The organism is Streptococcus sanguinis (genome assembly GCF_050225395.1).
GTDB lineage: Bacteria > Bacillota > Bacilli > Lactobacillales > Streptococcaceae > Streptococcus.
On the sequence record NZ_CP071431.1, the window covers coordinates 285,002 to 307,846 of the forward strand.

Below are 22,845 nucleotides of genomic sequence, written 5' to 3' on the forward strand. Positions count from 1 at the left end.
CCTCTTTCTCCGAAACTTTGGCGAAGACGGCTGAAAAGAGGCGGGGTTTTTCATTAATTTTAAGAATAATAAAAAATTATACCTGATTGGCTTTTTAGTCTACCTCTTGTTACGATGATAGTGATACTCTTGGGACTGATGACACAAGGCATCAGAGTGACAGATGTGAAGGTTGAGCTCATGGTCTATCTTGGAATCTTGCTTACACATGTAGGGACTCAATTCATAAAAAATATTTTTGAAGAATCTGTTTGGAAGGTTTACATTCTTCCTTATCGGGATGATAACTGTTTCATGCTGGACGGTTATGTATACAGAGATTTTTAGAATTACTAAGTCTGTATTGCCCCTGGTAATTATGTACACTATGGAGGATGCAGTTATAAATCCTTTACTATTACTAGGATTTGTCTCGGTAAAAAAAATCAAGCTTTCCTCTTCTCGCTTTCAGTGGGGATGATTCCGACTACTCTTTATCTACTCGTCGGCCTAGCTATACGGAAATGGAGAAAAAAACAGGAGTATGGAAAGTCGAGCTAACAGAGTAACAAAAGACGATAATGTTGATTCTTTTTTTATTTAATAGAGGTAAAAGGCTATCAAAAGTCTGTAAAAAATGAAAAAAGTTGACATTTCAATGAGTTATGTTCTAATTTTTTTGTACATTTTCAAGTTTTTATATATGTAAATGTCAGAAAAAAGTGTATAATGGATTAGTAAATTAAATTTTAGGAGAGGATTTAATTATGAAAAAGTTGGATATTACAACCATGCCCGACTATAGGAAAGTCGAGGCTGTTGTTCAGTTGTTAGTTAATGGAACCTTAACTAGTTATCGAATTGCGACGGATGCAAACATCAGCAAGATGAGTATCCTGACCTTAACTAAAGGAACCAGCAAAATTAAAAACATTACTTATCAAACTGCGATGGCCTTAATTAATTGGTATGAAGAAAACCATGAAAAATATGGCATCACTATTCATCAAAAGGCCGCAGGATAGTTTAAAACTATGATGTAGCTCAACCCTAACCCAGCTAACCATTTGGATAGCTGGGTTTTTCTATGCCTCTTAGCGATTGCCGGCTCGCAGAGTCGAGCAGAGCTTAGAGGCATAGATGCAGTTTGAGCGTAAGCGAAAACTACGTTCTGAAAAAACTTAATGAGACAAGCCAGAGGCGCAGTCGAACTTAGGAGCAGCGATGCTCACTTTCTTACTTTTTTCTGTCCTTATGGGCAGATTTTTTTGACAGTCCAAGAGTGAACAGTCACCTGTGTAATTCTTGGTCTTTTTGTTACCGTTTTCAAGATTTATAATAAATCTATAAGAATAAGAAAAATAAAAAATAAAGGGGAGTTACCATGAATATCCTTCTTAATATTCTAAATTGGTTCTCGCAGAACATTCTGCAAAATCCAGCTTTCTTCGTCGGCCTTTTGGTGCTAATCGGTTATGCACTGCTCAAGAAACCGGCCCACGATGTGTTCGCTGGCTTCATTAAAGCAACGGTCGGCTATTTGATTCTTAATGCCGGAGCAGCCGGTCTGGTGAATACTTTCCGACCAATTCTGGCAGCCCTGAACTTTAAGTTCAAAATTGGGGCTGCAGTCATTGATCCTTACTTTGGATTGACAGCGGCGAATACAAAGATTGCGGAAGAATTCCCAAACTTTGTCGGAACAGCTACAACAGCTCTCTTGATTGGGTTTGGCTTCAACATCCTACTAGTAGCTTTCCGTAAGGTCACTAAGATTCGGACTCTCTTCATCACTGGTCACATCATGGTTCAGCAGGCTGCTACTGTATCACTGATGGTGCTCTTGCTGGTACCGCAGCTGCGCAATAGCTGGGGAACTTTGGCTATCGGCCTCATCTGTGGTCTCTACTGGGCTGTCAGTTCCAATATGACTGTCGAAGCTACTCAGCGTTTGACTGGAGGTGGTGGTTTCGCCATCGGTCACCAGCAGCAATTTGCCATCTGGTTCGTTGATAAGGTTGCGCCTTTCTTTGGTAAAAAAGAAGAAAATCTGGACAATCTGAAGCTGCCTAAGTTCCTGTCTATCTTCCATGATACTGTCGTTGCTTCTGCAACTTTGATGCTAGTCTTCTTCGGTGCTATCCTCTTAGTCTTGGGACCAGATGTTATGGCCAACAAAGAAGTTATCACGACTGGTACACCATTTGACCCTGCCAAGCAAGACTTCTATATGTATATCATTCAGACAGCCTTTACCTTCTCAGTCTATCTCTTCATCCTCATGCAAGGGGTGCGCATGTTCGTATCAGAACTGACTAATGCCTTTCAAGGTATTTCAAGCAAGCTCTTGCCAGGTTCCTTCCCAGCGGTGGATGTGGCAGCGTCTTATGGATTTGGCTCACCAAATGCCGTTCTTTCCGGCTTTGCCTTTGGTTTGGTTGGTCAACTGATTACCATTGTACTATTGATTGTTTTCAAAAATCCAATCCTGATTATCACTGGTTTCGTTCCTGTCTTCTTTGACAATGCAGCGATTGCAGTCTATGCCGACAAGCGTGGTGGTTGGAAAGCAGCCCTTGTCCTATCATTTATTTCAGGTGTGCTGCAGGTAGCCCTTGGTGCTCTCTGTGTGGCTCTGCTAGGCTTGGCTTCTTACGGCGGATATCACGGTAATATCGATTTTGAAATTCCATGGTTAGGCTTTGGCTACATCTTCAAATATCTGGGTATTATCGGTTACGCTCTGGTTTGCTTCTTCTTCTTACTCATTCCTCAGCTGCAATTCGCTAGAGCGAAGGATAAGGAAGCCTACTATCAAGGTCAGGTACAGGCAGAAGATTAATATAAAATAAGATTTCGGAGGAAACTAAAATGGTTAAAGTATTAACAGCATGCGGAAATGGCATGGGATCATCTATGGTGATTAAAATGAAAGTGGAAAATGCACTTCGTAATTTGGGACAAACAGACTTTACGGTCAATTCTTGCAGTGTCGGAGAAGCTAAAAGTTTAGCTTCGGGCTACGATATTGTCATTGCTTCTCTGCATTTAATCAATGAATTGGAAGGCCGAACCAATGGAAAATTAATCGGCTTGGATAACTTGATGGATGATAAGGAAATCACTGAAAAATTAAGTCAGGTATTGTAAGAATTTATATCTATGAAGATGGGTTCTCAGTTAGGGTGGGGTGGTTAGGCTGCCCCACCTTCCTATATTATCTATTGTGAGATTGAGCAGGGGCTAAAATTCTGGAAAGGATTGAGGATGCCCCTTGTATCTAATGAAAGGAAGAGAAATGAATTTAAAACAAGCATTGACAGACAACAAGTCTATTCGTTTGGGTCTTTCAGCCGCGACTTGGCAGGAAGCAGTCAAACTGGCTGTAGATCCCTTGATTGAGAGCGGTGCTGTTCAGCCTCAGTACTACGATGCCATCGTCGAGTCGACAGAAGAATATGGCCCCTATTACATTCTCATGCCGGGCATGGCGATGCCTCATGCCAGACCAGAAGCTGGGGTTAATCGCGACGCTTTCTCCCTGATTACGCTGACAGAACCAGTCACTTTTTCAGATGGTAAGGAGGTCAGTGTTCTGCTTTCTTTGGCGGCTACCAGCTCCAAGATTCATACCAGCGTAGCCATTCCGCAGATTATTGCACTTTTTGAGCTGGAAAATTCCATTGAGCGGATTAAGGCTTGCAAGAGTGACGAAGAAGTGCTGGCTCTGATAGAGGAATCAAAGGACAGTCCTTACTTGCAGGGCTTGGATCTGGATTCCTGATGGATGCTTAGAAAGATTAGAATATGATTGAAACTAAGAAGAGAGGTAAAAAGATGTCAAAACAGATTCCAAATTTACAGGTAGCATTGGATCATTCGGACTTGCAGGGAGCCATCAAGGCGACTGTCTCTGTCGGCCATGAAGTAGATGTCATTGAGGCAGGAACGGTCTGTCTCTTGCAGGTGGGAAGCGAGCTTGTTGAAGTGCTCCGCAGCCTTTTCCCAGAGAAAATCATCGTGGCTGATACCAAGTGTGCGGATGCCGGCGGAACCGTAGCTAAAAACAATGCAGTGCGTGGTGCAGACTGGATGACCTGTATTTGCTCAGCCACCATTCCAACCATGAAGGCAGCCTTGAAAGCTATTCAGGAAGAGCGCGGCCAACGTGGGGAAATTCAGGTTGAACTCTACGGAGACTGGACTTATGAACAGGCTCAGACTTGGCTGGATGCAGGTATTTCTCAGGCTATTTACCACCAATCCCGTGATGCTCTTTTGGCTGGGGAAACTTGGGGAGAAAAGGATCTTAATAAGGTCAAGAAGCTGATTGAAATGGGCTTCCGTGTATCAGTGACAGGCGGTCTGAATATTGATACGCTCAAACTCTTTGAAGGAGTTGATGTCTTCACCTTCATTGCTGGACGCGGTATTACTGAGGCTGAAGATCCGGCTGCTGCTGCGCGGGCCTTTAAAGATGAAATCAAGCGAATTTGGGGGTAAGCCATGGCACGTCCAATTGGAATTTATGAAAAGGCGACACCCAAGCATTTTTCCTGGCCTGAGCGTTTAGCTTTTGCCAAAGAACTAGGCTTTGACTTTGTCGAAATGTCGGTGGATGAGTCGGACGAACGTCTAGCTCGCCTTTCCTGGTCTAAGGAGCAGAGGCTGGAGTTAGTAAAGGCCATTTATGAAAGCAGCGTCCGCATTCCGACCATATGCTTTAGCGGCCATCGCCGCTACCCGCTGGGCTCCAATGATCCAGAGCTGGAAGCTAAGTCACTGGAAACTATGAAGCAGTGTATCGAGCTAGCTCAGGACTTGGGAGTACGGGTCATTCAGCTAGCAGGCTACGATGTTTATTATGAGGAGAAATCTCCTGAAACTCGTGCTCGTTTCCTGAAAAATCTCCGCCAGGCTTGTGATTGGGCGGAGCAGACTCAGGTCATGCTGGCGATTGAGATTATGGATGATCCTTTTATCAACAGCATTGAGAAATATCTGGCTGTCGCGAAAGAAATCAATTCGCCTTATCTCTTTGTCTATCCGGATACAGGCAATGTCTCTGCCTGGCACAATGACCTTTACAGTGAGTTTCTGCTGGGGCATCAAGCTATTGCAGCCCTGCATTTGAAAGATACCTATGCCGTGACCGAGCAGTCCAAAGGCCAGTTTCGAGATGTGCCTTTTGGCAAGGGTTGCGTTGACTGGGAAGAAATGTTTGCTGTCCTCAAGCAGACCAACTATCAGGGGCCATTCCTTATTGAAATGTGGTCTGAAAACTGCGAGACAGTAGAAGAAACCAAAGCAGCCATTCAGGAAGCCAAAGACTTCCTCTATCCACTCATTGAGAAAGCGGGGTTGATGTAATGCTCTTACCAGAATTGAGAAAACGTGTCTATGATGCCAATGTAGCCTTGCCCCAGCACGGTTTGGTCAAATTTACCTGGGGCAATGTCTCTGCAATTGACCGAGAGGTTGGCTACATCGTGATTAAACCTAGCGGAGTCCCTTATGAAAAGCTGTCGCCAGAAAATATGGTAGTTACAGATCTGGACGGCCGGTTTGTAGAAGGAGAGCTCAATCCTTCCTCTGATCTTCCAACCCATGTGGAACTCTATAAGGCCTTCCCTAAGATTGGCGGTGTTGTTCATACGCACTCGACAGAGGCTGTTGGCTGGGCTCAGGCTGGTCGGGATATTCCTTTCTACGGGACGACTCATGCAGACTATTTCTATGGTCCCATTCCAGCAGCTCGTTCTCTGACTGAGGATGAAATCAACCGCGCCTATGAGTTGGAAACAGGCAGTGTGATTATTGAGACCTTCCGCGAGCGTGACATTGATCCAATGGCAGTACCTGGCGTCACCGTGCGCAACCACGGTCCTTTCACTTGGGGTAAGTCGCCGGAAGAAGCAGTCTATCATAGCGTTGTGCTGGAAGAAGTGGCTAAGATGGCGCGCTTTACAGAGCAGATTAATCCACGCGTCAAGCCAGCACCTAAATATCTGATGGACAAGCACTATTTGCGCAAACACGGTCCTAACGCCTATTATGGACAGAGAGGTTAAGCAAAGTTTACTAGAAATGCTTTGCAAGTTGGAGAGACAGATGCTCTCTCCTTTTGTCGTTTGAGCAGTAGGTCGGCTGGGAAGGGATTAGGAGTTGTCGTCACGTCTCGTTCATCATATTGTAATATCCTAATGTTATAATGTCCTGTAAATATTTTTTAAAGGAGGAATCATGATTTTATTGGATAAAACAAGTTGTGAACTCTTGCGCTACCTGATTGGGCTGCAAGAAGCAGCTACTATTATGACTATTTCCCGAGAGCTGGGCCAATCGCGCAGAAAAGTTTATTATCATTTGGAAAAAATCAATGATGCTCTGGCGGACTATGAAGAAGAGATTGTTAGCCAGCCGCGGGTGGGGATTTTACTGACAGAGCAGCAGAAGAATTTGTGCCGAGAGTTGTTGCTTCATGTGGATACCCACAGCTACATCCTGAGTGCAAATGAGCGCATGCAGCTCGTATCCCTCTATATCTGTACGGCCAAGGAGCGGGTGACCATCGAAAAGCTGATGGATTTGACAGATGTCTCGCGCAATACCGTGCTTAATGACCTAAACGATATCCGCAATCAACTGACGACAGAGCAGTATTTAGTTAACTTATATTCTACCAAGGCCAGAGGCTATTATCTGGACTGCCATCCTCTTAATAAGATTCAATATGTGCACTCCCTGCTCTATCATATTTTTATTGAGGGCAGCCAAGCTTTCGTAGATGTTTTGGTGAAGAAGTTCAAGGAACTCTTTGATGGAGAAGTGCTCCTATCTCATCAACTACAGAGCTTTCTCAGTCAGCAAGTTCCCTTAGTAGAGCAGGACTTGGGCAAAAAAATCAACAGTCATGAGATTGGCTTTATGCTGGAAGTACTGCCTTATCTGCTACTCAGCTGTCGCAATATGGAGCTGGAAGCGAAAGAAGAGAACAGTATCTCTCAGGAATTTAGTCTCATTCGCAAGCGGATCGAGTATCGGGTGGCCAAGCTCTTGAGTGAGCGCATGGAGCATGAGCTAGACATTCGACTGAATGATATTGAAATCTCGCTTCTGGCCGTGCTTTTACTGTCTTATCGTAAGGATAAGGATATTCATGCGACTAGTCAGGATTTTGCCCAACTGCAGGAGGCTCTGGAGGCCTTTCTCTGGCGTTTTGAAGCTTCTTCCTATGAGATTGAGAATAGGGATGACTTGCTGCGTAATCTCCTAACCCACTGTAAGGCGCTGCTCTTTCGCAAGACCTACGGCATTATGTCCAAAAATCCGCTCACGCGTCTCATAAAGTCCAAGTATGCTGATTTATTTACTTTTACAAAATCCTCTGCTGTGATTTTAGAAGAAGCGTGGTTTGTGGCGCTGACAGATGACGATATTGCTTATCTGACTATCCATATCGGAGGCTCTTTGAAAAATAGTCAAGCAGAGCAGCAGGATAATCGACAAATCTATCTGGTCTGTGATGAAGGAGTGGGCCTTTCAAAGCTACTGCTGAAACAATGCCGTTATTACTTGCCTAATGAGCGTTTGGAAGCTGTCTTTACAACCGAGCAGTTCAAAAGTGTCGAAGATGTGCTCACTGCTGATCTGTTAATCACTACCAATGAAGATTTGGAGACAGATCTGCCAGTCATTCAGGTTCATCCGATTTTGGATCATGAGGATATTCTCAATATCAGTCATTTTGTCATGACTCAGAGTCCTGAACAGGCCAACACTTTTAATCATGATTTGGAAAAACTGCTATCATGCTATGTAAAAGATGTCAGCCGCACTCAGGAATTAAAAGAAAAAATTCAAAAATTAGTCCACGAGAAACTGCTGACTGGCTCCGCTGAAGACACAGAAGACTGGATGAAAAATATTAGCTAGGAAATAGTTCCTAGCTTTTTAGCTGAAAAAGGAGTATTTTCTTAAAAAAGGGATAAGAGCAAGTCTTGCTTCATAGTCCAGCTTTGAACACAGACCTGTGTTTTATTTGGTCTTTTTTTATCCCCTGAAGCAGACTATACTAGAAGCATAGAAATCAATCATTTTTTGAGGAGGAATGGACTATGCCAAACGTGAAAGACATTACCAGAGAATCTTGGATTTTGTCAACTTTTCCAGAATGGGGCACTTGGCTCAATGAAGAAATTGAAGAAGAAGTGGTGCCAGAAGGCAACTTTGCTATGTGGTGGCTGGGCAACTGCGGTGTATGGATTAAGACGCCGGGCGGTGCTAATGTAGTCATGGACCTGTGGTCTAATCGCGGAAAATCAACCAAAAAGGTCAAAGATATGGTCAGAGGGCACCAAATGGCTAATATGGCCGGTGTTCGCAAGCTGCAGCCGAATCTGCGTGTGCAGCCTATGGTGATTGACCCTTTTGCTATTAATGAACTGGATTATTATTTGGTTTCTCATTTCCATAGCGATCACATTGACATCAATACCGCAGCGGCTATTGTCAACAATCCTAACTTGGACCATGTTAAGTTTGTCGGACCTTATGAGTGTGGCGAAATTTGGAAAAAATGGGGTGTGCCTGAAGAACGCATCATGGTAATCAAGCCAGGTGAAAGCTTTGAGTTTAAGGACATCAAGGTGACAGCTGTTGAATCATTTGACCGTACCTGTCTGGTGACTCTGCCAGTCGAAGGTGCTGAAGCTCAAGATGGGGAACTGGCGGGACTGGCTGTGACCGATGAAGAAATGGCACGCAAGGCAGTTAACTATGTCTTTGAAACACCAGGCGGAACCATCTATCACGGTGCAGACTCTCACTTCTCTAACTACTTTGCCAAGCACGGTAAGGACTTCCAGATTGATGTAGCTATCAATAACTATGGTGACAATCCTGTCGGTATTCAGGACAAGATGACGTCTATCGACTTACTGCGTATGGCTGAAAACCTGCGGGCCAAGGTCATCATCCCAGTTCACTATGATATCTGGTCCAACTTTATGGCTTCAACGGATGAGATTTTAGCCTTGTGGAAGATGCGCAAAGAGCGCCTTCAATATCAGTTCCATCCATTCATCTGGGAAGTGGGCGGCAAGTATACCTATCCTCTGGACAAAGATAGAATCGAATACCACCATCCTCGTGGCTTTGATGACTGTTTCGAGCAAGAGTCCAATATTCAATTTAAAGCCCTCCTTTAATATTCTTTGAAAATCTTTAAACCTTGTCAGCCCTGCCATGCTGTTTTCAAATTCAGTCCTTGGCTAGCTTTCAAGTTTGCCCTTAGATTTTCATTGATTATAAAATGTTTTTCTACTTGATGAAGCAAAAGTTCAAATGGATAAAGGCTTCAGAAAGTATCCGATGAGATTATCCCTATCTTGCGATATAGGGATAATTTTCTTATAATAGATATGAGACAATTTTTATCGTTTCTACGACCATTGTTTATCCTGTTCTGATGTCAGGACAGATTTTAGTAAAAATAAGGAGAATCCAATGTCACAATTATCAGTTAATGCCATTCGCTTTTTAGGGATTGACGCGATTGAAAAGTCTAAGTCAGGTCACCCTGGCGTAGTCATGGGTGCTGCACCGATGGCTTATGACTTGTTTACTAAACAACTTCGTATCAATCCAGAACAGCCAAACTGGATTAACCGCGATCGCTTCGTCCTATCTGCAGGACATGGCTCTATGTTGCTTTATGCCTTGCTTCATCTGTCTGGCTTTAAAGATGTCAGCATGGAGGAAATCAAAAACTTCCGCCAATGGGGTTCTAAGACACCAGGTCACCCAGAGTTTGGCCACACAGCTGGTGTCGATGCCACTACTGGTCCACTGGGACAGGGTATTTCTACAGCTACTGGATTTGCTCAGGCAGAACGTTTCTTAGCTGCTAAGTATAATCGTGAAGGCTATCCAATTTTCGACCATTACACTTATGTCATCTGTGGTGATGGTGATTTGATGGAGGGGGTTTCAGCTGAAGCTGCTTCTTATGCTGGGCTGCAAAAGCTGGACAAGCTGGTTGTTCTCTATGATTCAAATGATATCAACCTAGATGGAGAGACTAAGGATTCCTTTACAGAAGATGTTCGTGCCCGCTATGAAGCATATGGTTGGCATACTGCCTTGGTAGAAGATGGAACAGACCTTGCAGCGATTGATGCAGCCATCAATGAAGCTAAAGCTTCCGGCAAACCATCTTTGATTGAAGTCAAGACGGTTATCGGTTACGGTTCTCCAAACAAGCAAGGAACGAATGCAGTGCACGGTGCGCCTCTGGGAGCAGAAGAAGCGGCAGCTACTCGTAAAGCCTTGGGCTGGGACTATGCGCCATTTGAGATTCCTGAGGAAGTCTATGCAGATTACCGTACAAATGTGGCAGAGCGTGGTGCAGCGGCATACGATGCTTGGAAACAGCTGGTAGAGGACTACAAGCAAGCCCATCCAGAGTTGGCAGAAGAAGTAGCAGCTATCATTGCTGGTCAAGATCCAGTAGAGATTAAGCCAGAAGACTTCCCAGTGCTTGAAAATGGCTTCTCTCAAGCGACCCGTAATTCTAGTCAGGATGCTCTCAATGCAGCAGCTAAGGTGCTTCCAACTTTCCTCGGCGGTTCTGCTGACTTGGCTCATTCCAATATGACCTACATCAAGGAAGACGGTCTGCAGGATGATGCCCACCGTCTCAACCGCAACATCCAATTTGGTGTGCGCGAGTTTGCCATGGGAACAATTCTTAACGGTATGGCGCTTCATGGTGGGCTTCGCGTTTACGGTGGAACCTTCTTCGTCTTTTCAGACTATGTTAAGGCAGCTGTTCGTTTGTCTGCTTTGCAAGGCTTGCCAGTGACTTATGTCTTCACACACGACTCTATTGCAGTTGGTGAAGACGGTCCGACACATGAGCCGATTGAGCATTTGGCTGGTCTGCGTGCCATTCCAAACCTGACTGTTTTCCGCCCAGCAGATGCGCGTGAAACTCAGGCAGCTTGGTACCTGGCCCTTAAGAGTCAATCCACTCCGACTGCTCTGATCTTGACCCGTCAAAATCTGACAGTCGAAGAAGGAACAAACTTTGACAAGGTAGCTAAAGGCGCTTATGTCGTTTACGAAACAGGAGCAGATTTTGATACCATCTTGCTGGCTTCTGGTTCTGAGGTTAATTTGGCAGTTGCAGCTGCTAAAGCACTTGCAGCAGAAGGCGCTAAAATCCGCGTTGTCAGCGTGCCATCAACAGAGCTTTTTGATGCTCAAGATGCAGCCTACAAAGAAGAAATTCTGCCAAATGCAGTTCGTCGCCGCGTAGCGATCGAGATGGCAGCCAGCCAGCCTTGGTACAAGTATGTCGGTCTGGACGGTGCAGTTATCGGAATCGACCAGTTCGGTGCATCTGCTCCAGCAGGCAAGGTTCTGGAAGAATATGGCTTTACAGTTGAGCATGTAGCAGAAGTTGTTAAAAATCTTAAATAAAAAGACATAAAATCAGGGTGTTAGTCATCCTGATTTTTACTTTTTAAAAAATGTGGTTAGGCCAGTCATGCTTCATCCGACTTGAGACGGACTTTGCCTGAAAAGTCAGAATCGTCTTGTAAAAATAAGGGAAATCTGCTATAGTAGTTCATATATGACATTCGAAGGAGAAAAGATATGAATCCAATTATGCTTATTGTATTTGCGGTTGTACTGGTAGGGATGACTTATTTCCAGATGCGTGCCCAAAAGAAACAGGCTCAGCAGCGTATGGAAAGCCTTAACAAGCTGCAAAAGGGTTATGAAGTCATTACCATCGGCGGTTTGTATGGAACGGTAGATGAAGTGGACACAGACAAGAAAACAGTTGTTCTGGATGTGGACGGTGTTTACCTGACCTTTGAACTGACAGCAATTAAGACCGTACTGCCATTAACGGAGGGGATTCCTGCTGTTGCTGGTGGTGAAGGAAGCGTTGACGTTCCTGAGGAAGAATCAGCGATTGAAGAGTAAAGAAATAAACAGCTTGCGGGCTGTTTTTTGTTTTGACTCATACGTTTAGAAGGTGTCTGGTTTCAAGCTTATTGGCCTCGCAGTTTGGACAGGCTGGGTGAGTTTGGATTTTTAGTTGACATTCTGTCCTTATTTTATGCCCTCAGGCTTGAAAAAGCGGATGAATTGCCCACATTCCAAGGATTTATGATATAATGAACTGACAAAACTTTAAATAGGATAAAAAGTATGTTTAGTTTTAAGAAAAAAGAAAAGCTGAACGCACCGCTGAATGTTCCCAAACACATTGCTGTTATTATGGACGGCAACGGCCGCTGGGCCAAAAAAAGGATGCAGCCGCGCGTGTTCGGTCATAAGGCTGGCATGGAAACCTTGCAAAGGGTGACGATTGCCGCCAAGGAAATGGGTGTTCAGGTCTTGACTGTCTATGCCTTTTCAACGGAAAATTGGTCTCGGCCGGAAAAGGAAGTTTCCTTTATCATGAATCTGCCGGTTGAATTTTACGACCGCTATGTGCCGGAGCTGCACAAGAACAATGTAAAAATCCAGATGATTGGTGATACGGCTAAGCTTCCTGAGGCGACATTTGAAGCTTTGGAAAAGGCTGAAAGCCTGACTAAGCTCAATACAGGTTTGATTCTCAATTTTGCCCTGAACTACGGTGGCCGATATGAAATCAATCAGGCGGTTAAACTGATTGCTCAGGATGTTTTGGATGCCAAACTCAGTCCTGGTGACATTACTGAGGAAGTCATTGGCAACTACCTCTATACCAGCAATTTGCCCAAGATGCTGCGCGATCCGGATCTGGTGATTCGGACCAGTGGAGAGCTGCGCCTCAGCAATTTTCTGCCTTGGCAGTCAGCCTACAGTGAGCTGTATTTTACGGATATTCTCTGGCCTGACTTTGATGAGAAGGCTTTGAAGGCTGCAATTGCAGAATACAGCCGTCGGAATCGACGCTTTGGCGGTGTTTAAGGGAGAAAGTAAAAAAGAGTATGAGTAAAAATTTACAAAAACGTCTAATCTTTGGAGGAATCGCTCTTGCTATTTTTATTCCTCTGGTATTGACAGGAGGAGTCGTCTTTCAGATTTTTGTGGGCCTGCTGGCCATGCTTGCGGTGCATGAATTTCTCCAAATGAAAGGTCTGCCGACAGCGACCATCGAAGGTGTCTTAGCCATGCTGGCAGCCTTTGTTCTAACCCTGCCCCTGGAGAACTATCTGAAGTTTCTGCCGGTCGATGGCAATGTCGTGGCCTATGGCTTGGTCGTCTTCCTTCTGCTGATCTCGACTGTTTTAGGTTCCAACTACACCTTTGAAGATGCGGCCTATCCGATTGCAGCGAGTTTTTATGTCGGTTTTGGTTTTAATGCCTTAATTGATGCCCGCTTGATGAATATTGACAAGGTCCTGCTAGCTCTCTTTATCGTCTGGGCTACTGACAGCGGAGCTTATCTGGTCGGGGTGCGTTTTGGTAAAAGAAAGCTGGCGCCGAGAGTTTCTCCTAATAAGACTATTGAAGGAAGCCTGGGCGGTATTCTATCAGTCGTTCTAGTGACTGGAATCTTTATGTTGGTTCGACCGCAAGTGTACGCACCTTACAATGCCTCTGTCTTTTTAATTCTGGCAGTGCTCTTTAGTATTGCAGGCCAGCTAGGTGATTTGGTCGAAAGCTCAGTCAAGCGTCATTTCGGGGTCAAGGATTCTGGTAAATTCATTCCTGGCCACGGCGGTGTTTTGGACCGTTTTGACAGCCTTCTCTTCGTCTTTCCGCTGATGCATTTCTTCGGCTTGTTCTAAGACAGTCGAGCGTAGCTGAAAGCAAGGGATGGCAAGCTTGTCTAACGACCGCACAATCTGAGAAGGAACTGGGATTTGGAGCTCAAAATTTTGAGAGGAGCTTCTACCCTATTTTCAAGAGTGTCAGCTATGCAGGGGCGGGAAGCTCGGTATTTGGCCGTTTTCTGCTCCTTCTTTGATTTAAAGAAAAAACAAGATTTCTAGGAAAGGTAAAATATAGAAGTCCATGCAGTTTATAACCTTTATTATTATTTTTGGGATCATTGTGGTGGTCCATGAGTTCGGACACTTCTACTTTGCGAAGAAGTCCGGCATTTTGGTCAGAGAGTTCGCTATCGGTATGGGACCCAAGATTTTCTCCCATATTGGTAAGGATGGGACGGCCTACACGATTCGGATTTTACCCTTAGGAGGCTATGTGCGTATGGCCGGCTGGGGGGAAGATTCCACCGACATTAAGGTGGGGACACCGGCTAGTCTGACCTTGGATGCAGAGGGCAAGGTGGTTCGCATCAATCTCTCTGGCAAAAAGGTTGACCAGACAGCTCTGCCCATGAATGTGACCGGCTTTGACTTTGAGGAAAAGCTGGAAATCACTGGTCTTGTTCTTGATGAGCTCAAGACTTATGCAGTAGATCATGATGCAACGATTGTAGAAGAAGATGGGACTGAGGTGCGGATTGCACCGCTGGATGTTCAGTATCAGAATGCTAGTATCTGGGGCCGCCTCATCACCAACTTTGCTGGGCCTATGAATAACTTCATCCTGAGCGTGCTGGTATTTATGCTGCTGGCCTTTGTTCAGGGTGGCGTTCGCGATGAGAACAGCAATCATTTTCAAGTCATGGATGGTAGTGCCATAGCAGCTGCTGGGGTTCAAAATAACGACCAAATCCTTAAAATTAACGACTATGAGATTAGCAACTGGGCGGATCTAACCAGTGCTCTGGCAAAAATCACTGCCAAGAGCAAGGAAGCACCGACCTTGTCTGTTACCTACAAACACGGCAGCGAAACGAAAGAGATTACCGTACAGCCTAAAAAAGACGGCAATCGCTATCTGCTGGGTGTATCCCCAACAGTCAAGACAGGTTTCTGGGACAAGGTCATTGGCGGCTTTACTGCAGCTTGGTCTACCACGGTTCGCATCTTGTCCGCTCTGAAAGATATCATCTTCAACTTCAATATCAATAAGCTGGGCGGTCCGGTCGCTATTTACAATTTCAGCAGTCAGGCTGCAGAGCAAGGCTTGCCAGCAGTCCTTAGCCTTTTGGCCATGCTGTCGCTCAATATCGGCATTTTCAACCTGATTCCCATTCCAGCCTTGGACGGCGGAAAAATCGTCCTCAATATTCTGGAGGCTATCCGCAGAAAACCTCTGAAAAGAGAAACGGAGACCTATATCACTCTGTCTGGAGTGGCGATTATGGTCATCCTGATGATAGCCGTTACCTGGAACGATATTATGAAATTATTCTTCTAAGAAACTAAAGTTCTTAGAACTATGAAAAAGAAATTATTCAATGAGAGTCAAGGAGTTTTGTTTTTATGAAACAAAGTAAAATGTTAATTCCAACCCTGCGTGAGATGCCTAGTGATGCTCAAGTTATCAGCCACGCTCTTATGCTGCGGGCTGGCTATGTCCGTCAGGTTTCAGCTGGGGTCTATTCTTATCTGCCGCTGGCTAATCGCGTGATTGAAAAAGCCAAAAAAATCATGCGAGAAGAGTTTGACAAGATTGGTGCAGTAGAGATGCTGGCGCCAGCCCTGCTCAGTGCAGACCTCTGGCGCGAGTCTGGCCGTTATGAGACCTACGGTGAAGACCTCTACAAACTGAAAAATCGTGAGAAATCCGACTTTATCTTGGGGCCAACCCATGAGGAAACCTTTACGGCTATTGTCCGTGATTCGGTTAAATCTTACAAACAGCTGCCGCTCAATCTCTATCAGATTCAGCCTAAATACCGCGATGAAAAGCGTCCTCGTAACGGACTCTTGCGGACGCGTGAGTTTATCATGAAAGATGCCTACAGTTTCCACGCTAACTATGACAGCTTGGATGCGGCTTATGATGAATACAAGTCTGCCTATGAAAAAATCTTTACCCGCAGCGAGCTAGATTTCAAAGCCATTATCGGTGATGGCGGTGCTATGGGGGGCAAGGACAGTCAGGAATTCATGGCCATTACGCCAGACCGGACGGATTTGAATCGCTGGGTTGTCTTGGACAAGTCTGTAGCCAGCTTTGATGAAATTCCTGAGGATGTTCAGGAAGCTATTCGGACAGAATTGACCAGCTGGATGGTATCTGGTGAGGATACCATTGCCTACTCCAGTGAGTCCAGCTATGCTGCCAACCTTGAAATGGCGACAGATGAATACAAGCCTGCAGGACGTGTCGTGACTGAGGAAGAAGTAGCCCGCGTTTCAACGCCTGACTGCAAGACTATTGACGAAGTTGCTGCCTTCCTTGGGCTGGATGAAAGCCAGACAATCAAGACCTTGGTTTACATGGCTGACGAAGCTCCTGTCGTAGCACTTTTGGTCGGCAATGACCAGCTTAATGAAGTCAAGCTGAAAAATCATTTGGCAGCGGATTTCTTTGACGTAGCTAGTGAAGATGAAGTCCGTCAGCTCTTGGGTGCGGGATTTGGCTCACTAGGGCCAGTCAATCTGCCAGAAGGCGTGAGAATCATCGCTGACCGCAAGGTGCAAGACCTGGCTAACGCTGTGGTTGGCGCTAACGAAGATGGTTACCACCTGACTGGTGTCAATCCAGGCCGTGACTTTACCGCTGAGTATGTAGATATCCGTGAGGTTCGTGAAGGTGAAATTTCACCGGACGGCCAAGGTGTCCTTAAGTTTGCTCGTGGGATTGAGATTGGACATATCTTTAAGTTGGGAACTCGCTACTCTGACAGCATGAACGCCAATGTCTTGGACGAAAATGGCCGAGCAGTACCAATGATTATGGGTTGTTACGGTATCGGCGTCAGCCGTCTCCTGTCTGCTGTTATGGAGCAGCATGCCCGTCTCTTTGTCAATAAAACTCCTAAGGGTGAATTCCGCTATGCTTGGGGCATCAACTTCCCGAAAGAGCTGGCCCCATTTGATGTGCACATGATTCCGGTCAATGTCAAGGACGAGGAAGCACTGGCTCTAACTGACCAAATCGAGGCTAACTTGCTAAGTGCTGGTTATGAGGTCTTGGTGGATGATCGTAATGAGCGAGCTGGTGTTAAGTTCAGTGACAGCGATTTGATTGGTCTCCCAATCCGTGTGACAGTCGGTAAGAAAGCTGCAGAAGGCATTGTCGAAGTCAAGATCAAAGCTACTGGCGATACCATTGAAGTCCACGCTGATAATTTGCTAGAAACCTTGTCTATTTTGACAAAATAAAACAAACTGCCAGTTTTGTCTGGCAGTTTTCTTTTGCTTATTGGTCTTGAAAATGCTATAGTAGGAAAAAATAGATTGGAGGACCGAATGATGGGATTATTCAGCGGTTTATTAGGTAATGCCTCTCAGAAAGATATTGAAAAAACAGAAAGACAGTTAGAGGATATTCTGACAACAACAGAGAATGTAGAACTGGCTTTTAGCCTCATTCGCGACTTGATTGTCTTTACAGATAAGCGATTAATCTTGGTCGACAAGCAGGGAATGACTGGCAAAAAGACTTCTTATAAGTCCTTTCCTTATCGTTCTATCAGTCGTTTTTCAGTAGAAACAGCCGGCCATTTCGACTTAGATGCTGAGCTGAAAATCTGGGTTTCCAGCGCTCAAGAGCCAGCAGAAGTTCTTCAATTTACCAGCGATCGCAGCGTCATAGCCATTCAAAAGGCCTTGGCAGAAGCGGTGCTAAGATAGACAGAAAAAGCCTTCTGAGCATTAACTGTAAAGTTAAATCACTCAGAAAGCTTTTTTATTCTTCTTTAAGTCCTTGCCCCTTCAAATAATCAAAGACAACTTCTGGTTTATCTTGAAGTTTCCTGAAGAAAGTCTGACTACTTTCAGAGTCACTTGCTGATTGAATCAACTGTTCTTGATCTATTTTACTGAGATCAAAGTCAAAAATGGCTATAGCGTTTTTCTTGTCTTCAGAAATTTTAAGATGAATTTTAAGTCCTTTTAGCTTTTCTTGATTTTCAATCATGGGACTTTTCTTAAGATCTTCTCTATAGGATTTCGTTAATTCTTCAACGCTCATTTTTTGATTTTCTTCAGGGATGGCTTGGCTGGAAATGAGCTGGAAAGATAGGATCTTGTCTTTAGTATAGAAAAGTTTGACTGAATTAGTATAATACTCATCAATTTTATTAGAAAAAGTTTTCGTCTGTGTCTTTTCTTCTTTGGTTTTACTTTGACTCTGACTTTGCTTGGGTGTATTTTCTTGCTTATTCTGACTGGTCGTGCTACAAGCAGTTAGGGTCAGTAGACAGATGCTAGCTAGTAAGATTTTCTTCACAGTTAAGACTCCTTTAGGTAAATGTTTTTTCTATTATATCATAACTTAGGACCAAGAAAAAAGTCTTGATAATTATATGGGGAGCTGAGCATTGCCTGTCCTTTTTCTGTCGAAAAAAGTGCTGATTTATGGTAAAATAGGGTCACTACTGTACGAGGAAATATCATGTCAAACAAGTTTGAAATTTTAATGCATCAGCTGGATATGCCACTGGAAATGAGAAATTCAGAGGCCTTTTTGAATGCAGAAATTGAGAAGGTTCTGGTCCACAAGGTCAGTCGGGTCTGGGAGTTTCATTTTTCTTTTGCGAATATCCTGCCCATTGAGATTTTTCGAGAATTGCAGAAGCGCCTAGCTCAAGAGTTTTCAAAGACAGGCAATCAGGCCATTTTTGAAATTCACTGTCAGGCTCCTCAGGTATCGGATGAGCTCTTGCAGGCTTATTACCAGCTGGCTTTTGAGGAAGGGCCTTGTTCCAGTCATGGATTCAAGAGTCTGTATCAGGATTTGCGGGTCCATTTGGATGGTGATAAGCTGCTGATTGAGGGGGCTTCGACCATTGATACGGAGCATTTCCGTAAGAATCACCTGCCCAATCTTAGCCAGCAGCTGGTCAAGTACGGCTTTCCTCAGCTGACCTGTCAGGTTCAGCACAGCGATGAGCTGACCCAGCAGCAAGCGGAGAATTTCCAGGCTGAGAATGACAAGATTGTTCAGGCGGCCAATGAAGAAGCGCTCAAAGCCATGGAATCCCTGCAGCAGATGGCACCACCGCCAGAGGAAAAGCCAGCCTATGACTTCCAAGCTCGTAAGGCTGCGGCTAAACCAAAGCTGGACAAGGCAGAGATTACCCCGATGATTGAAGTTCAGACTGAGGAAAATCGTCTGGTCTTTGAGGGAATGGTCTTTGACCTAGAGCAGAAAGTTACTCGGACCGGCCGGGTCTTGCTCAATTTCAAGATGACAGACTATACTTCCAGCTTCTCCTTGCAGAAATGGATGAAAAACGAAGAAGAAGCCAAGAAGTTTGACATGATTAAGAAAGGTGCCTGGCTGCGCGTGCGCGGAAATGTGGAGATGAACAATTTCACTCGCGACCTGACCATGAATGTACAGGATGTGCAGGCCGTCACCCACTATGAGCGCAAGGATTTGATGCCTGAGGGCCAGAAGCGGGTTGAGTTTCACGCTCATACCAATATGTCTACTATGGATGCCCTGCCTGAGGTAGAGGAAATCGTTGCAACGGCAGCCAAGTGGGGCCACAAGGCTGTCGCCATTACCGACCATGGCAATGTGCAGAGCTTTCCCCATGGCTACAAGGCAGCCAAGAAAGCTGGTATTCAGCTGATTTACGGTATGGAGGCCAATATAGTAGAGGACCGAGTGCCCATCGTCTACAATGAAGTGGACATGGAGCTGAGTGATGCGACCTATGTAGTCTTTGACGTGGAAACAACAGGGCTTTCAGCGGTCTACAATGACTTGATTCAAGTTGCGGCCAGCAAGATGCACAAGGGCAATATCATCGCTGAGTTTGATGAGTTTATCAATCCTGGGCATCCTCTGTCAGCATTTACGACGGATCTGACCGGGATTACCGATGAGCATGTCCGCAATGCCAAACCGCTAGAGCAGGTGCTGAAAGAGTTTCAGGAATTTTGCCAGGACAGCGTCCTCGTTGCCCATAATGCTACCTTTGACGTGGGTTTTATGAATGTCAACTATGAGCGGCATGGCCTGCCGAAAATCACTCAGCCAGTCATTGACACGCTGGAATTTGCCCGCAACCTCTATCCAGAATACAAGCGTCATGGTTTGGGGCCTTTGACCAAGCGTTTCCAGATTGCTCTGGAGCATCATCACATGGCCAATTATGACGCGGAAGCGACGGGCCGCCTCCTCTTTATCTTTATCAAGGATGTGGCTGAAAAGCATGGTGTGACCAACCTTAAGGATTTGAATACGGATCTGGTCGATGAGAATTCTTACAAGAAGGCTCGGGTCAAGCATGCGACCATTTATGTGAAAAATCAGACGGGGCTCAAGAATATTTTCAAGTTAGTCAGTCTGTCCAATACCAAGTATTTCGAAGGTGTCCCTCGGATTCCACGGACCGTGCTGGATGCCCATCGAGAAGGCCTGATTTTAGGCTCAGCCTGTTCAGAAGGCGAAGTCTATGATGCTGTTGTCTCTCAGGGGGTGGATGCGGCTGTCGAAGTAGCCAAGTATTATGACTTTATCGAGGTTATGCCGCCGGCTATATATGAGCCACTGATTGCCAAGGAGCAAATCAAGGACCAGGAAGAACTGCAGACTATTATTCGCAATCTGATTGAAGTCGGAGATCGCTTATGCAAGCCCGTCCTTGCGACGGGGAACGTCCACTATATCGAGCCGGAAGAAGAAATCTATCGAGAGATTATCGTCCGCAGTCTGGGTCAGGGAGCCATGATTAACCGGACCATTGGTCACGGTGAAAATGCCCAGCCGGCTCCGCTTCCTAAGGCTCACTTCCGAACCACCAATGAGATGCTGGACGAATTTACCTTTCTGGGCGAGGACTTGGCTAAGAAGCTGGTCATCACCAATCCAAATCAGCTGGCGGAGACCTTTGAGCCGGTCGAGGTGGTCAAGGGCGACCTCTATACGCCTTTCATTGACAAGGCTGAGGAGACAGTTGCCGAGCTGACTTATCAAAAGGCCTTTGAGATTTATGGCAATCCGCTGCCAGATATCGTGGACTTACGAATTGAAAAAGAGCTGACTTCCATCTTGGGGAATGGTTTTGCCGTGATTTATCTGGCTTCGCAGATGCTGGTGCAGCGCTCCAATGAGCGGGGCTATCTGGTAGGTTCACGGGGGTCTGTCGGATCCAGTTTTGTCGCGACCATGATTGGGATTACCGAGGTTAATCCTCTGTCACCCCACTATGTCTGTGGCAAATGCCAATACAGCGAGTTTATCACGGATGGATCCTATGGTTCTGGCTTCGATATGTCGGATAAGGACTGTCCAGAGTGCGGCCACAAGCTGAGCAAGAACGGTCAGGATATTCCATTTGAGACCTTCCTTGGATTTGACGGGGACAAGGTACCCGATATTGACTTGAACTTCTCTGGAGAGGACCAGCCAAGCGCCCATTTGGACGTGCGGGATATCTTTGGTTCAGAATACGCCTTTCGGGCTGGAACCGTTGGTACCGTTGCGGCTAAGACGGCTTATGGATTTGTCAAGGGCTACGAGCGCGACTACGGGAAGTTCTACCGGGACGCCGAAGTTGAGCGTCTGGCACAGGGAGCGGCCGGAGTCAAGAGGACGACTGGACAACACCCGGGCGGAATCGTTGTTATTCCTAACTACATGGATGTTTATGACTTTACACCGGTCCAATATCCAGCTGACGATGTGACGGCCGAGTGGCAGACCACCCACTTTAACTTCCATGATATCGATGAAAATGTCCTCAAGCTAGACGTTCTGGGCCACGATGATCCGACCATGATTCGGAAGCTTCAGGACTTATCTGGTATTGATCCAAATGACATTCCTATGGATGATACCGGTGTCATGGCCCTCTTTTCTGGAACAGATATCCTGGGTGTGACTCAGGAGCAAATCGGTACGCCGACTGGTATGCTGGGGATTCCGGAGTTTGGGACCAATTTTGTACGGGGCATGGTTGATGAGACCCATCCGACAACTTTTGCCGAGCTCTTACAGCTATCTGGTCTCTCTCATGGTACGGACGTTTGGCTGGGCAATGCTCAAGACTTGATCAAGCAAGGGATTGCTGACCTGTCCACCGTTATCGGCTGTCGGGATGATATCATGGTTTACCTCATGCACAAGGGCTTGGATCCTAAGATGGCCTTTACGATTATGGAGCGCGTGCGGAAGGGCCTTTGGCTGAAAATTTCTGAAGAAGAGCGCAATGGCTATATCGCAGCCATGAAGGAAAACAATGTGCCAGAGTGGTACATCGAGTCCTGTGGAAAGATCAAGTACATGTTCCCCAAGGCCCATGCGGCAGCCTACGTTATGATGGCCCTGCGGGTAGCCTATTTCAAGGTGCATCATCCGATTTATTACTACTGTGCTTATTTCTCCATCCGAGCCAAGGCCTTTGATATCAAGACCATGAGTGGTGGTCTTGATGCCGTCAAGCGCCGGATGAACGAAATCGCTGAGAAGCGTAAGAACAACGAAGCCTCCAATGTAGAAATTGACCTTTATACGACTCTAGAAATCGTCAATGAAATGCTGGAGCGGGGCTTCAAATTCGGAAAGCTGGATCTCTACAAGAGCCATGCGACTGAGTTTCTCATCGAAGAGGATACCCTTATCCCACCATTCTCCGCTATGGACGGTCTGGGTGACAACGTTGCCCGCCAAGTAGTCAGAGCGCGCGAAGAAGGCGAATTCCTTTCTAAGACGGAGCTCCGCAAGCGCGGCGGTCTCTCTAGCACCCTAGTCGAAAAAATGGACGATATGGGTATTCTAGGCAATATGCCTGAGGATAACCAGTTGAGTTTGTTTGATGAGTTTTTCTAAAATAATTCAAAAAAAGTTAAAAGATGGACGAATTTTGTCCATCTT

Annotated in this window: 18 protein-coding genes; 17 read left to right on the forward strand and 1 reads right to left on the reverse strand. The window is 45.6% G+C overall.

Features of this window, described 5'->3' with window-relative positions:
• Positions 1–746: 746 nt before the first annotated feature.
• From J1C81_RS01510 to J1C81_RS01585, 16 genes are all read left to right on the forward strand, one after another.
• The gene (locus tag J1C81_RS01510) at positions 747–1,004 is read left to right on the forward strand and encodes a hypothetical protein (protein ID WP_002893837.1); all 258 of its coding nucleotides are present in this window, start codon (positions 747–749) and stop codon (positions 1,002–1,004) included.
• Positions 1,005–1,363: 359 nt separating this feature from the next.
• The gene (locus tag J1C81_RS01515) at positions 1,364–2,821 is read left to right on the forward strand and encodes a PTS ascorbate transporter subunit IIC (RefSeq protein ID WP_002899076.1); all 1,458 of its coding nucleotides are present in this window, start codon (positions 1,364–1,366) and stop codon (positions 2,819–2,821) included.
• Between the two features lie 29 nt (positions 2,822–2,850).
• Positions 2,851–3,129, forward strand: coding sequence for a PTS sugar transporter subunit IIB (locus tag J1C81_RS01520; protein WP_002899074.1), 279 nt, complete (start codon positions 2,851–2,853; stop codon positions 3,127–3,129).
• 148 nt (positions 3,130–3,277) lie between these two features.
• Positions 3,278–3,763 (forward strand): PTS sugar transporter subunit IIA, encoded by a 486-nt coding sequence (locus J1C81_RS01525; protein ID WP_032909924.1) that lies wholly within the window; start codon positions 3,278–3,280, stop codon positions 3,761–3,763.
• A 53-nt stretch (positions 3,764–3,816) separates the two neighbouring features.
• Positions 3,817–4,482 carry a 3-keto-L-gulonate-6-phosphate decarboxylase UlaD gene (locus tag J1C81_RS01530; RefSeq protein ID WP_032909969.1) on the forward strand — a complete coding sequence of 222 codons (666 nt, stop codon included), beginning with the start codon at positions 3,817–3,819 and terminating at the stop codon, positions 4,480–4,482.
• A gap of 3 nt (positions 4,483–4,485) precedes the next feature.
• Entirely contained in the window at positions 4,486–5,349 is an 864-nt protein-coding gene (locus J1C81_RS01535) for an L-ribulose-5-phosphate 3-epimerase (RefSeq protein ID WP_002916530.1), read from the forward strand.
• Positions 5,349–6,050 (forward strand): L-ribulose-5-phosphate 4-epimerase, encoded by a 702-nt coding sequence (locus J1C81_RS01540; RefSeq protein ID WP_002916529.1) that lies wholly within the window; start codon positions 5,349–5,351, stop codon positions 6,048–6,050. The genes J1C81_RS01535 and J1C81_RS01540 overlap by 1 nt, the downstream gene beginning before the upstream one ends.
• A 172-nt stretch (positions 6,051–6,222) precedes the next feature.
• Entirely contained in the window at positions 6,223–7,914 is a 1,692-nt protein-coding gene (locus tag J1C81_RS01545; protein WP_002916527.1) for a BglG family transcription antiterminator, read from the forward strand.
• A gap of 182 nt (positions 7,915–8,096) precedes the next feature.
• Complete coding sequence (gene ulaG / locus J1C81_RS01550; protein ID WP_002899062.1) at positions 8,097–9,188, forward strand: L-ascorbate 6-phosphate lactonase; 1,092 nt, start codon at positions 8,097–8,099, stop codon at positions 9,186–9,188.
• A gap of 298 nt (positions 9,189–9,486) precedes the next feature.
• A complete protein-coding gene (tkt, locus tag J1C81_RS01555; protein ID WP_002916525.1) occupies positions 9,487–11,463 on the forward strand; it encodes a transketolase in 1,977 nt (658 codons plus the stop codon).
• Between the two features lie 177 nt (positions 11,464–11,640).
• Positions 11,641–11,976: a preprotein translocase subunit YajC gene (gene yajC, locus J1C81_RS01560; protein WP_002893835.1), complete on the forward strand. Its 336-nt coding sequence runs from the start codon at positions 11,641–11,643 to the stop codon at positions 11,974–11,976.
• Between the two features lie 228 nt (positions 11,977–12,204).
• Complete coding sequence (locus J1C81_RS01565) at positions 12,205–12,954, forward strand: isoprenyl transferase (RefSeq protein ID WP_002917758.1); 750 nt, start codon at positions 12,205–12,207, stop codon at positions 12,952–12,954.
• A gap of 20 nt (positions 12,955–12,974) precedes the next feature.
• Positions 12,975–13,778 (forward strand): phosphatidate cytidylyltransferase, encoded by an 804-nt coding sequence (locus J1C81_RS01570; protein WP_002916523.1) that lies wholly within the window; start codon positions 12,975–12,977, stop codon positions 13,776–13,778.
• 226 nt (positions 13,779–14,004) lie between these two features.
• On the forward strand, positions 14,005–15,261 hold the full coding sequence (rseP, locus tag J1C81_RS01575) for an RIP metalloprotease RseP (RefSeq protein WP_002916522.1): 1,257 nt from the start codon (positions 14,005–14,007) through the stop codon (positions 15,259–15,261).
• Between the two features lie 65 nt (positions 15,262–15,326).
• A complete protein-coding gene (locus J1C81_RS01580) occupies positions 15,327–17,177 on the forward strand; it encodes a proline--tRNA ligase (RefSeq protein ID WP_002916520.1) in 1,851 nt (616 codons plus the stop codon).
• Positions 17,178–17,267: 90 nt separating this feature from the next.
• Positions 17,268–17,648: a PH domain-containing protein gene (locus J1C81_RS01585; RefSeq protein WP_032905620.1), complete on the forward strand. Its 381-nt coding sequence runs from the start codon at positions 17,268–17,270 to the stop codon at positions 17,646–17,648.
• A gap of 55 nt (positions 17,649–17,703) precedes the next feature.
• Here the strand turns inward: J1C81_RS01585 and J1C81_RS01590 are convergent, their stop codons facing one another.
• Entirely contained in the window at positions 17,704–18,246 is a 543-nt protein-coding gene (locus tag J1C81_RS01590; protein ID WP_002911644.1) for a hypothetical protein, read from the reverse strand.
• Positions 18,247–18,411: 165 nt separating this feature from the next.
• On the opposite strand from J1C81_RS01590, the gene J1C81_RS01595 reads away from it, so the two are divergent.
• A complete protein-coding gene (locus J1C81_RS01595) occupies positions 18,412–22,800 on the forward strand; it encodes a PolC-type DNA polymerase III (RefSeq protein WP_002916516.1) in 4,389 nt (1,462 codons plus the stop codon).
• The last annotated feature ends 45 nt before the right edge of the window (positions 22,801–22,845 follow it).